The organism is Microcoleus sp. Pol1C5, assembly GCF_036701115.1.
Taxonomy (GTDB): domain Bacteria; phylum Cyanobacteriota; class Cyanobacteriia; order Cyanobacteriales; family Microcoleaceae; genus Microcoleus.
This window is the reverse complement of the sequence record NZ_JAUBQE010000045.1, coordinates 37325-49392: the sequence shown is the minus strand read 5'-3', so window position 1 is coordinate 49392 and position 12068 is coordinate 37325. Positions and strand designations below refer to the sequence as shown.

The following is a 12068-nucleotide window of genomic DNA, read 5'->3' as shown; positions in this document are numbered from 1 at the left end:
TAACCTAGAGGGCGGGTACGGGGGGCACCGCCCCTACAAAGAGGGCTGTTTCATTGTCAGGAAAACCAGGATTTTGACTCTTGTCGTGCCCCCGTACCTGCCTTCCCCATCCACTTGGCGAGTTGACCAAATCCTAACGATTGACGGTGCTCATATCGGGGTAGCGATCGCCCGCCGCAATTCCTAATGGCAGCGCTTTGGCGATCTGGTCTAGTTCTGCTTGAGTCAGCGTTACAGCAGCCGCCGCAATGTTTTCTTCTAAATAGGTGCGGCGTTTGGTGCCTGGAATCGGCACAATGTCTTCGCCCTGCGCTAAAACCCAAGCCAGGGCCAACTGTCCAGCTTTGATGCCCTTAGCCGCGGCCATCTGCTCAATCTGCTCGACTAGCTCCAGATTTTGCTGGAGATTATCGACTTGAAAGCGAGGAGATCCCTGGGCCCGATAGTCTCCCTCACATAACGTGTCGAGGCTCTTGATTTTGCCTGTGAGAAACCCGCGCCCCAGAGGACTATAAGGCACAAACCCAATCCCTAGCTCTCGGCAGGTGGGCAAAATCTCGGATTCTGGCTCCCGACTCCACAGCGAATATTCAGTCTGCAGTGCGGAAATAGGATGCACTGCTTGGGCGCGGCGGATGGTGTCGCTGGCGGCTTCGGAAAGCCCAAGGTAGCGGACTTTTCCGGCTTGGACGAGCTGCGCCATTGCCCCTACCGTTTCTTCGATGGGAGTGTTTGGATCGACTCGGTGCTGGTAGTAAAGATCGATCGCATCTACGCCCAGACGCTTGAGACTGGCATCACAGCAAGAGCGGACATATTCGGGTTTGCCATTCACGCCCTTAAAGCTGCCGTCGCTACCGCGTACATTGCCAAACTTCGTGGCGATGATGACTCGATCGCGATGCCCTTTAATTGCTTTGCCGACTAATTCCTCATTGTGACCGACACCATACATATCAGCGGTGTCGAGCAACGTCACGCCTAGTTCTAAGGCGCGATGAATGGTGGCGATCGCTTCTGATTCATCGGCTATGCCGTAGAACTCGGACATACCCATACAGCCCAGTCCTAGTTCCGAGACTACTAATCCTTGATTGCCGAGTTTTCGCTGTTTCATGATGTTTTCCTATTAGTCTAAAGTTCTTGACGTGTCGGATCGATGATGATTTCATTCACATCAAAATCACCGGGCTGCTCAATGGCACAGGCGATCGCACGGGCAATGGCATCTGCATCAACGGCGATCGCATAAAGAGCATTCATTCCCGGTGCTGTATCTTTATCGCTAATCGCGGTAGTCAACTCAGTGGCAACGGCTCTTGGTGAGATATTAGTCGAACGGATTTCGCCGTTTGACTCTAGCCACAGCACCCTGATTGGGCGATCGCGGCAACCAGTTCTTTGAGCCGATCTTCGCGGCGGGCAGCTAACATTAGTTTGGCTCCACTAACAGCGAGTCGCCTCGCACTCGCCTCACCTAATCCACTGCTAGCTCCGGTGAAGATTGCTACTTTGTTTTAAATCTCAGACACATTCACTTCTGTGGGTTGTTGAGTGTGGGGCTTGATACATTGGGTACTGAAATAAACTAAACTCAGCATTATTCCACCAGCTCAACTAGCTTGTAGCTGGATCAATGTTTGTGTCCCAGCAGCGTCACTAATCCGAACCGCCACGATCGCGCCGTTTGAGTCCTGTCCCGTTAAAATTTCAGTTGGTGAATCGATCGTGTGAGCATAAGTCACCACATCTTTACCCACTTCAATCACCAAATCATCTCCCTTTCCAGGGCGATCGTAAACCACCGCCATCAATGGTGCGTTCTTAATCAGTTCTGCAGGACCGAGTTCTGAATTGATGATTTCGATGGAAATATGCCGCCCGCGATTACCATCTGAAAACTGATCGAAAAATTCACCCCATCGCTCCTGCGGCACAGATTTGTTGATGTCAATTTTGTTCGTCATAAGATTCGTTGTGAAAAAATAGTAAAAAGAATCAAAGCAATGGATTAATTATTGTGAAGCCTCGACCTAGGAGAATCGGGTTTCCCTCAACATTCTCAATGTTTGAGGTATCTCGGTTCTTACCGACTGCTGACTCCATCAGTCGTACGTCCGCTCATTTCAGTCGCGTCGATGCGGTAAATTGCGATCGTTTCTGAACGTCCCTGAGCATCAATCCAGGTTCGATTGATAGCAGGTGAGAGCGTTGGATTGCGCTCTTTTATCGAGTGCATTGCCCGATCGATGTCTTCCTGAACTGTGAGACGCGAAGCGCGACCATTCACGATCGCGCTGCGCCAATGAAGCGGATCGTGTATTTCTTCAACCTGCAGACAGATTTCGGGATTTGCGTCGATATCATGAGTCTTCATACCTTCGGTTGTAAACAGGTAGATGTCGGAATCTTCGAGATAATAATTCATTGGCATCACGTAGGGTTTCCCTTCGTGTATGCAGCCCAGATGACCGTATCCTACTTGGTGTAGCAGCTCGTGTATTTCTTTTGAACTCATTTCATCGATATCTAACATTAATTTTCTCTTAAAAATCCAGTTGATTGCTAGTATTGAACACAAATAGTCCCGGTTTTACATCTGTCCTTGGATGGAGTCGATATGTGAAAGTCAACGATCGGAGTCAGCAGCCTGTTGAGAAAGCGATCGCCTCACAAATCTTCTGCCCGCTTAATTGATGCTTTTTTACCCGCAGCTACGCTAGCAACAACTAAACAGGCCGTGACTAGGGCGATCGGCTCCAGAGTTTCACCAAGCAAAATTGCCGAAGCTAGGAGCGTCAAAAATGGTTGCAATAACTGAATTTGGCCTACCCGGGCAACTCCACCAATTGCCATACCATGATACCAGGCAAAAAATGCGATAAATTGACTAACAACACTTACATAAGCAAAACCGAGCCAGGCTATCGGTGAAGCTATCAACCCTTGTTTTAAGACCACAAATATTGTTGGCAAAACCTCGAAAGGAGCTACAATCACCAAGGCCCAACTAATCACTTGCCATCCACCTAAAATCGGAGCTAATCGCCCACCTTCACCATAGGCAAAAGCAGCAGCAATTACAGATCCAAACAAAGCTAAATCTGCGGGATGAAGCTGGCCAGCGCCACTAATAATTCCAAAAACAACAACGGTTGTACTACCGACAATGCTAGCAATCCAAAAGCTGAAATCAGGGCGATCGCCAGCTCGCAAAAACCCTGCTATCGCTGTTGCTAAAGGCAACAATCCCAACACCACAGCACCGTGGGCCGCAGGTACTTGCTGCATTGCCCAAGCCGATAGTACCGGAAATCCCAAAACAACTCCCAATCCGACAACTAATAAACTCCCAAGTTGCTGTTTTGATGGAATGGGTTGATGCGTTATCCGCAGAGTAAATGCTGCTAGTATAGCTGCTACTAATCCGCGTCCTAAACCTACAAAAAGCGGGTCTAAATCTATCACAGCGGCTCTGGTTGCTGGTAATGTCAAGCTAAATCCAACTACGCCCAAAAAACCGTATATTAAGCCGATAGTTTCCGAATTTAAGTTAATATTTTTCCAGTAGGATTTCATTGAGTCTCCAATATTGATTAATTTAGGGCGATCAGTGGCGCACCTTACCCATATTACTTCTGAACGTAGCAATTCTGCTCTTACCCCAAATGCTACAATAATTTGTCAACTTTTCTCTTTTGCTGTGTCCTCGGCGCTACATTTGGAACTAAATTGATTGTAAGCTAGTAGAAATAAAACCGTATCGAGGTTCAAAAATGGGGGAGAACACATTTAAGGCTCTTATGGGGCGTGGATTTGATACACAAACAGCTAAGCGCCTTGACCAAGCTGGATATACACTCAATCACCTTAAAACCATAGATGAAAACGAACTACGTTCTCTAAATATTCGAGAGGAATTAATTGACAGAATTTTACGGGAAAAACGCCCGCCAATTCCTTCTGAAAGGCTGAACAAAGTTCTCTATGAAAGTGGTATGACTTGCTGTATATGTGGGGACAAAAATCAAGGTGTCATTGTTCACCATATTGAGGAATATAGTGATTCCCGCAGTCACGCTGAAGATAATTTAGTAGTTCTTTGTCTTAACCATCATGGTGAAGCACATACAAAGAGGGAACTTCAACAGAACTTAACTCCAGAGAAACTACGCGACTTTAAGCAGCGATGGTTAGATTCGGTTAACAAACGTGGTAATCGTGAAGCTCTCAGTGCCAATCCAGAAGATTCATATCAATCTATAAATCAGATTGCAGATTCAGTAGCGATCTTTACAGCACCAGTGATGAGCCTACAGTTTGCTGACCATGAGACTCGTCAAGAGCTTGGTAACTCAATTAAGCTGTCGTCGATCGCGTATGGGGAGCCAGTCACCCCACTACGTGACACTCAAGTAATGCAATGGCGAGATATCGGCAAAAGTGGCTTGAGCATTGGAACACCAGAGCCATTAATCAGCCCTGACTACTGGCGGGAAAAGGAGGAATATATCCGACTCACAAGCCTTCTTAGACCAGTTGCATTTGTAATTCACAACCAGAGCAGCACCTTACTTCAGGGAGTACGAGTTGAAATAATAGGGAGTTCTTCTGGTGGTATCACTGTTACGGATAAACTACCCTATAAGCCAGCCTACCGTTTAATTGACGTAATTCCACCTAACATATATGATCGCCTCAGTTTGCAACGAGATCCTCAGACGGAAGTGGTCGATCACGTCAGCCAATGGACACTCACCGTTCACTTTGGGAATGTTCAGCCTAAGTCGTCTGTCTGGGCAGATGAACCATTCTACATTGGCTCTAATGCAGAGGAGTTTCTTGAGCTAGAGGCTGTCATCTATGCTGACAATCTGCCTGACCCTCCAAAAGTGAAACTCACCATTGAGTTTGAGATTGAAAACAGGTTTCCTCTTACAATTGATGACTTGTAGTACAATGCCACAGTTTAAAGAGTGAATGGTGGCATAATACTAGCGATCGATGTTTTTACGAATTGCTAAGTGCTACATTTTGCTTAATTTCGCTCGATCGCCTCGCAGCATCGCCCACTTTCAAAGCATACAAACTACTGGCATTATTTACGTACAAAGGCGTACCCTTTGAAAAATATTCCAACACCATATCGGTGTCTTTGGCAAACAAACCGCGCCGCGTCCCTACTTTGATGTTGCGGCGATTTTCTCCCTGAATTAATTGACCGGATTCTGGAGTAAAAACCAGCGTTCCTTCTTCACCGTAGATAGTAAAAATGTTTTCCGACTGCCAAAAAGTGTCTCCCTTTCCATAAACAGCTTCAGCGACAACTCCATTGGCAAAGCGCAACTGTGCGTTGCACAAACAAGCTTTGTAGAAATCCGGCTGAGTGTCCCAAAATTGAGCTTGACAGTTAACACTTGTCACTTCCCCGAACAAATCGGTAAATCGGTGCAGTCGCGAAATTGCACCAACTAACGGAAACCCAAAGAGGGAATGTTGATAAGTCCACCGCTGTCGCGCTGGATGTTGAGGAGTCATAGTAAGGTAGCGGGCGTAAAAAACTTTACCGACTAATGGCAAAGATTCTTTGATTGCTTGGTGCAAACCGCCTAAGAGTTCGATGTGTTCGATGTGGAGGAGTTTTTGCTTTTGGGCGGCAAGTTCGATCGCCCTTTCTGCTTCAGATACGTCTAAAGATAGAGGATATTCCACCACAACGTGCTTGTCATTTTCTAGGGCTGCCAGGACGATCGCCCCGTGATCCCGATTCACCGTACAGACAATAACCAAATCTAAATCGTCTCTTTCTACCAGCTTGCGCCAGGAAACCGCAGCTTCTGCCCCGAACCCTTGACAAAATGCTGCGGTTTTATCCGGGGAGTGGCCCGCAACTGCTACCAAGTTCGATCGCCCATCAGCTTGAATTGTCTCCGCCCTCAACTTAGCGGCAAAACCAGTACCCACAATCCCCACGCGAATTGGAGAATTAACCGAAAAACCAAAGCGAGTATCAATATTAGTCATGGGATTTGAGATTTAAGATTTTAGATAGTTACAGACTTGCGGTGCAGGGCTTTAGGGTTCTACCGCGCAGATTTTATGCTGTGGTTGTGGTGCGATTTATTCGATCGAGCCTTCAACACCCAAGCGTTGATGCGATCTAACTATACATTTCACCGTCTGCTGGGACTTGCCTTGCAGCAAGTTTTGCTGAAACTCGATCGACACACCGCATACCAACAACCCGGTTTTTGTGCTGTAGGGCTCAAAACAGGATTTTTCCTGGAAACCGGATTATTTAGCGCAAGTCTTGTGGCAACAGTATCACAAGGCTGAACCCAACATAGGTATAAGTAATCAAGATGAAATTAGAAAAAGTTATAACTAATCCCATTCAAATGTTTTGTAACTAAGTGTGTCAACCTCCCTTCTATCCCCTACTATCATAGAGGGAACAAACCTAAGAGCTAACCTCAAAGCTAATAGAGCCTTGAAGTTTGCATTAGGAAAAATTATCAATCTTGTTGAATTTTTGAGAGGATTTAGTGCATGGCAACTTACAAAGTTACCCTCATCAGCGAAGCCGAAGGAATTAACCAGACCATTGACGTTGATGACGATACTTACATTCTTGATGCTGCTGAAGAAGCAGGACTCGACCTCCCCTACTCTTGCCGCGCTGGAGCTTGCTCCACCTGCGCCGGCAAAATCACCAAAGGCGAAATTGACCAATCCGACCAATCTTTCTTGGACGATGACCAAATCGAGGCCGGATTTGTCCTCACCTGCGTCGCCTATCCCAAGTCTGACTGTACGATCGAAACTCACCAAGAAGAATCGCTCTACTAAGAAAGGACGCTCTGCGTGATACCCTAAGAAACCCGGTTTCTCGTTTCCAGAATTAAGCTGAAATACGGCAATTATGTTAAGAAACCGGGTTTCTGTGTCTAACATTGCAACAAAGCCGCCAGCAGTCTGTCACTCCCAGCTATGAATTCATAGCTGTTTGAGCAGATAGCTGACCAAATAATTTTAGATTTTAGATGGCAGATTTTAGATTAATTGTGAAACCAATCTAAAATCCAAAGTCTAAAATCTAAAAGTTTTACGGCTAATGTTTAGTCCGCGAAGGCGGACTTTGTTTGTGTAGTTGCCATTTCAATCGCCGACTCCGACGCTTATAAACTATTCGCGCCAAAATGTAATGTTATCGCTGAGCGGCACAACTTGAGCGCCGGGAAAATAAAAGCCCAGAATTTGAGAGCCGTTCCAGCCCAAATTAGCCAAATTGTAAGAACCAGTCTGACTCATTCCTACCCCGTGTCCGAAACCCCCTCCGACAAAAGCATAACCGTTGAGAGTTTTGTCGGGATTGTAAATTGGTTCTAGGTAAAAAAGCGTGCTAATCGGCGGGTAAAAAGCATTGCGAATCTCGTCTTTGTCGATATCGATGGGGCCCAAGTCAGTTTGAACCTTCATTTTCAAAACTCGACCTGCGGCCGACCTTTCCACCACTTCCACCTGAGTGACAGTTTTAAGATTAGACAGCGGGTGCTGTTTTTTCTGAAGATACTGTTTGAGAAATCCAGCAATCGCAGTCAAAGAAGCGGGTTCGCGCCACCGAAAAGTGTCTTCTTTTTCCTCATTAAACCCTTTTTCCAAACTGATAAAGCGGCGGAGGTTGTTTTCGTCAGACAAACTCTGCTTGGACAAATCCCAAACATTATTAGCGGAATCGACGATCGATCGCAAATATGGACGTTCCGCGCCCTGCCACACATCGTTAAAAGAGGCTGTCACGCCGCCGCTAGAGGCGGAATAGAGCGCGTCTACTAGCTGATTTTCGTAAGTTAGCACCAAACCGCTTGTTTGGGCGATCGCCTTATCACTTTGCGGGTAAACCTCCGTCAAACCGTGATAAACTTGACAGTTAACATCAGCGCACAACTCGTAATTATCCACAGCAAACCGGCGCAAATTTCTCAGGGCGTAGGTTCTAGCCAAAATAGTTTGAGCTACAATCGCAGCGTAAGGCGAAAAAGCCCCAATTTCGTGAGGAACAACACCCCGCAAGTAAGTTTCCGTCAGCACTTTATTCACCAAAGTATAAGTGCCGTAAGCATTTTTTTGCAGGTGCAAACTGCCGCCATAACGGCGAGTTTGTTGAATAGCTTTTTCGGGTTCAATAGCTGTCGCCTCTTGGGTAGTTTGTTCCAATACCTCAATCACATTTTTCCCCGCCGTCACATCCAACTCATTGCGGTTGAAACGAAAGCCGTTTAAAACCCAAAATGCCTGGGGTACTTGTTTAAAAACTTTGGAATCCAAAAAAGCTGTTGTGTTCCCTTGAGCTTGCAAACTTTGCAACAGCCAGCGCCGCACCAAAGGAGAGTTATAAACATCTCTTTTGGCCCAAACTTGCCAGCGCAAAGGTTGAGCAATTTCTACTTCAATTCCCTGGGCGCGCCACTGATTGGCGCTGTCTTCCGCACTCTCGAAACTGCGGTGAGAACTTAGTACCACTCGTTCTTCTACTAAGGGCGATTCCAGCGGTTTCGGGGCTATTTCTAACTTGACGCTAGCAGCAGTTTTGGTTTCTATGCCTTGAGGAGTTTTGTAACGCAAAGTTAAGCTGTCGCCCGGTAATGCTTTTAGCGTCAGTTTGTCGGTTGCTTTGGTACCAAACCGCTGCACCACGCCGATTTTGATGGGTCTATTTTGGGGAGTTTGGGCGTATCCCGCAGCGCTGAAGATGGGTAACAGGCACAATGCGGTGAAAACAGTGCTAGAAATGCAGCTAAACCATTTGTAATTGGGAGTGGGAGGTGCTTGAGCGAACACGGTTATCTGTCTCGCGATAGTTGAAATTGGGGGATTTTTGATTGTACGTTAGCACATTTGGCCGCTGCTATAGGGGAATTGCCGAAGATAAGCTGGTTTAATTGCCAGAATTCTGTTAAGTCGCTAGGCGCAAATAAACTTTACATCAAGCAATTTTGAGCCATTACCCACCCCACAATCTTATTATGGGTAATTCAATGAAAGCGAGTTTACCTACTTACTTGGTTTTTCCAATATTGGTAGGCGGCATAGGCTAAGGTGACAGCGCCGGTGACGATCGCAGATTCGTCAACCTCAAATTGCGGGTGATGGAGGGGATAGTTCGGTTTGTCAGTCAGTCCCACTCCTAAGCGAAACATGGTTCCCGGTGCGTGTTCTAAGTACATCGAAAAATCTTCCGCGCCGAGGGATGGTTCTGGTAAAATTTGGACGCGCGATCGACCTAAAGCTTCTAAAGCCGCAGTTTCGACTAATTGCGTGAGTTTTGGGTCGTTTTGGACTCCGGGTACTCCGCGCTTGTAGGTGAGTTCGTACTTAGCGCCGTAAGTCGCGCAGACGCTAGAAACAATTTGTTCGATCCAAGCGGGCAGTTTTTCGTGGGTTTCGGGATGCAGCGATCGCACAGTTCCCAGCAATTTTACTCGATCGGCAATTACGTTCGGCGCTCGTCCGCCGTTAATTTGCCCGATCGTCAAAACCAGTGGCCTCAAAGGATTTTGCGTGCGGCTAATTGCCTGCTGCAAAGTGGTAATTATCTGAGAAGCAATCCAAATTGCGTCGATCGCCTCGTGGGGACGCGCACCGTGGCCGGATTCGCCCATCACAATCAATTCTATGTCATCTGCCGCCGCCGTCAGTGCCCCGTGGCGGATACCGATGCAACCGCCCGGAATGGTCGGAAAAACGTGCACTCCGAGGATGCCGTCAACATCTTCCATCGCCCCATCTTTAATCATCCATTGAGCACCTTGGGCAATCTCTTCCGCCGGCTGAAACAAGAAGCGGACGTGACCGGGCAATTTTTCCCCTAGCTGAGACAATATCATGGCTGCGCCCAAACCGACGGTGGTGTGGATGTCGTGGCCGCAGGCGTGCATGACTCCCTCGTTGCGGGAGGCAAATTCTAAGTTTGTGCGTTCTTGAATCGGCAAAGCGTCCATATCGGTGCGAATTGCCAGCCACCGGGACTCGCTGCTGTTGCCTTTGATTTCGCCGAGCACTCCTGTTTTGCCGATTCCTTCGATGGCGCGGACTCCGCTGGATGCGAGAACTCCGGCTACATAGGCTGCGGTTTGATATTCTTGGCCGCTGAGTTCGGGGTGGGAGTGGATGTGGCGGCGAATTTCGATTAAGCGGGGGGCTAAGGTGGCGGCTAATTCTTTGATGCGGGGAAGCATGAATTTACTTGGGGAGTGCGGTACAAGTTGTAGTCAACTAGGTTAACGCATATGTTTGGGGGTGAACAGGGTTATAAGGCGCAAAAGTGCGATCGGGCTTTTAGATAGCAATCCTATTTCGTTTGTGAATAAGATTTTTTTCTCACCGCAGAGGGCGCAGAGAACGCAGAGAAAAGAGAGAAGAGAGAGTTAGGTTGAAACGGGGAACAAAAGTTAATATTTTAGGTGAAAATGCTGATTTTTAGTTGACTATTTCTGGTTGTGATATCATCGAATAGTAAATTTATTAAAATTATTTTCTATGATTAGCTTTGGATTCTGGAATGTAATAATTCTCATTACACTCGCTTTGTTTCTCAATTTTAATTGGCGATTAGATAGCGATAAAACAGCATGGCAAGATTCTTTGTTTTTAAAATATCCTTCGATCCAAAGGTTGACTCAGTTTTTTAGTCAACCTATCGTTAAGTTTATTTTGCAAGCAGTTATTGTATTAGTTCTCACCAGATTTCTCAGCTATACCGGTTGGTTGGTTTACAATCTGACTACCAGACCCGATCCGCCTTACTGGGATTTTAAGTGGTTTTATGTAGCGAGTAGATTAGCCCATCAGCATTTGAGTCCCTTTAATGTCGAGGTGTTTAACAGCGGTTTCTGTAGCATCACAAAAGTGTGTGGGTTTATTCCATCTTTTGTTTATCCACCTAATATCATTCCTCCGCTGTGGTTTTTGGGCTATTTCACGATGAAGACTGCATTCACCATCTGGACTTGGCTGCATCTTATTGCTACAGGTTGTGTTTTATGGGGAGCGAATATCTTGTTGGTGTCGCACTCACGAGCTTTTCGGACTATTTGTAGTATATCAGTTGCATTCCTATACGGTTTTGTCTTCGACCTTCAAGTTGGCAATGTGGCAACTTTTATTGCGTTTCTGTTGTTATGGATGTTTATTTATGCTAGAAAAAATCAGGATGTAATTGCAGGAGTTTTATTAGGAATTGCCCTTTTTAAACCAACTTTAGTTATATTGTTTCTTCCTTATTTTTTAATCAAAAGACGGTTTCAGCTAGTTTTTATATCTCTAGTAACGGTAACTTTTTTGGCAGTTATAGGTCTAGCTGTAACGGGCAATTCTTTAACAGGATTTATACAGGATGCGACTCGTGGATTTCCACTCTGGCTCAACGATCCATCGAATAATGCTTATATTTCTATGAGTCGCCTTGATTTAAGGGTTATGGGGCCGAGATTTTTCCCCGATAGTCCCTTCGTGGCGAAGCTATTTTCTGACTTGATTATTCTGCTGCTAGTTGGTTTAGTGAGTTGGTATTTTTACAAAAAACAATCTCGCAATGTTTGGTCAAAAAAAGTTGACTTATCTGAAATGGTGCTAATTTCTAGTTTGAGTATTGCTATCAACTATTCACAGCCAACCAGTTCTGTGATGTTAGCACCGGCGGTGGTTTTTTTGCTGAATGATTTATGTTTTCAGATTAAAAATTGTGCGTTCTCTAGGCAAAGAATGTCGGTTTGGTTATTGGCAGTTGGCTGTGTCCTGGTGCAAACCGCTGTGATTCATGGCGGGCTGTTGGTGTTTCTAGGAAAGCGGTGGAACTGGAAGGGGGGGGAATTGCCTTATTTGTTTAAAGTAACTATTTTTTCACTACCGAGTTATGCGATTTTAGGCCTTACGTTAAGTGTTTTAGTCTTAGCGATTACATCCCTTGGTCAAAAACAGGTTGCTGAATTTGACCCTTTGGATCGGGTTTCTGGTTAGAGGAAAAACAAAACCCCACTCCAACACAAAATCAACGGCCCGACAGGTTG

At 46.1% G+C, this 12068-nt stretch carries 13 protein-coding genes; 4 read left to right on the top strand and 9 right to left on the bottom strand.

From position 1 onward, the window contains the following. Positions 1–133: 133 nt before the first annotated feature. The 6 genes from QUA23_RS22690 to QUA23_RS22665 all read right to left on the bottom strand — a co-directional run bounded on the left by QUA23_RS22690 (position 134) and on the right by QUA23_RS22665 (position 3579). The gene (locus tag QUA23_RS22690) at positions 134–1117 is read right to left on the bottom strand and encodes an aldo/keto reductase (RefSeq protein WP_333078213.1); all 984 of its coding nucleotides are present in this window, start codon (positions 1115–1117) and stop codon (positions 134–136) included. A gap of 17 nt (positions 1118–1134) precedes the next feature. Next, a complete protein-coding gene (locus tag QUA23_RS22685; RefSeq protein WP_333078212.1) occupies positions 1135–1371 on the bottom strand; it encodes a hypothetical protein in 237 nt (78 codons plus the stop codon). After that, positions 1359–1505 carry an SDR family NAD(P)-dependent oxidoreductase gene (locus QUA23_RS22680; protein ID WP_333078234.1) on the bottom strand — a complete coding sequence of 49 codons (147 nt, stop codon included), beginning with the start codon at positions 1503–1505 and terminating at the stop codon, positions 1359–1361. Before QUA23_RS22680 ends, QUA23_RS22685 begins: the two co-directional genes overlap by 13 nt. A gap of 108 nt (positions 1506–1613) precedes the next feature. Continuing rightward, the gene (locus tag QUA23_RS22675) at positions 1614–1967 is read right to left on the bottom strand and encodes a DUF5335 family protein (protein ID WP_333078211.1); all 354 of its coding nucleotides are present in this window, start codon (positions 1965–1967) and stop codon (positions 1614–1616) included. Positions 1968–2086: 119 nt separating this feature from the next. Next, the gene (locus QUA23_RS22670; RefSeq protein ID WP_333110526.1) at positions 2087–2518 is read right to left on the bottom strand and encodes a pyridoxamine 5'-phosphate oxidase family protein; all 432 of its coding nucleotides are present in this window, start codon (positions 2516–2518) and stop codon (positions 2087–2089) included. A 152-nt stretch (positions 2519–2670) separates the two neighbouring features. Further along, positions 2671–3579 carry a DMT family transporter gene (locus tag QUA23_RS22665; protein ID WP_333078209.1) on the bottom strand — a complete coding sequence of 303 codons (909 nt, stop codon included), beginning with the start codon at positions 3577–3579 and terminating at the stop codon, positions 2671–2673. Positions 3580–3776: 197 nt separating this feature from the next. Between QUA23_RS22665 and QUA23_RS22660 the strand changes: the two genes are divergently transcribed. Then, positions 3777–4955: an HNH endonuclease signature motif containing protein gene (locus tag QUA23_RS22660; protein ID WP_333078208.1), complete on the top strand. Its 1179-nt coding sequence runs from the start codon at positions 3777–3779 to the stop codon at positions 4953–4955. Positions 4956–5010: 55 nt separating this feature from the next. Here QUA23_RS22660 and QUA23_RS22655 read toward each other — a convergent pair whose 3' ends face one another. Beyond that, positions 5011–6024, bottom strand: a complete 1014-nt coding sequence (locus QUA23_RS22655; RefSeq protein WP_333078207.1) for a Gfo/Idh/MocA family oxidoreductase — start codon at positions 6022–6024, stop codon at positions 5011–5013. Between the two features lie 75 nt (positions 6025–6099). On the opposite strand from QUA23_RS22655, the gene QUA23_RS22650 reads away from it, so the two are divergent. Beyond that, a complete protein-coding gene (locus QUA23_RS22650) occupies positions 6100–6336 on the top strand; it encodes a hypothetical protein (RefSeq protein WP_333078206.1) in 237 nt (78 codons plus the stop codon). Positions 6337–6549: 213 nt separating this feature from the next. Then, positions 6550–6849, top strand: coding sequence for a ferredoxin (locus tag QUA23_RS22645; protein WP_106149950.1), 300 nt, complete (start codon positions 6550–6552; stop codon positions 6847–6849). 336 nt (positions 6850–7185) lie between these two features. Here QUA23_RS22645 and QUA23_RS22640 read toward each other — a convergent pair whose 3' ends face one another. Both QUA23_RS22640 and QUA23_RS22635 read right to left on the bottom strand, forming a co-directional pair. Then, positions 7186–8841, bottom strand: coding sequence for a SpoIID/LytB domain-containing protein (locus tag QUA23_RS22640; RefSeq protein WP_333078204.1), 1656 nt, complete (start codon positions 8839–8841; stop codon positions 7186–7188). A 209-nt stretch (positions 8842–9050) separates the two neighbouring features. Next, positions 9051–10238 carry a M20 family metallopeptidase gene (locus QUA23_RS22635; protein WP_333078202.1) on the bottom strand — a complete coding sequence of 396 codons (1188 nt, stop codon included), beginning with the start codon at positions 10236–10238 and terminating at the stop codon, positions 9051–9053. A 301-nt stretch (positions 10239–10539) separates the two neighbouring features. Here QUA23_RS22635 and QUA23_RS22630 point away from each other — a divergent pair, with 301 nt between their 5' ends. Next, complete coding sequence (locus QUA23_RS22630; RefSeq protein WP_333078201.1) at positions 10540–12018, top strand: glycosyltransferase family 87 protein; 1479 nt, start codon at positions 10540–10542, stop codon at positions 12016–12018. Positions 12019–12068: the final 50 nt, after the last annotated feature.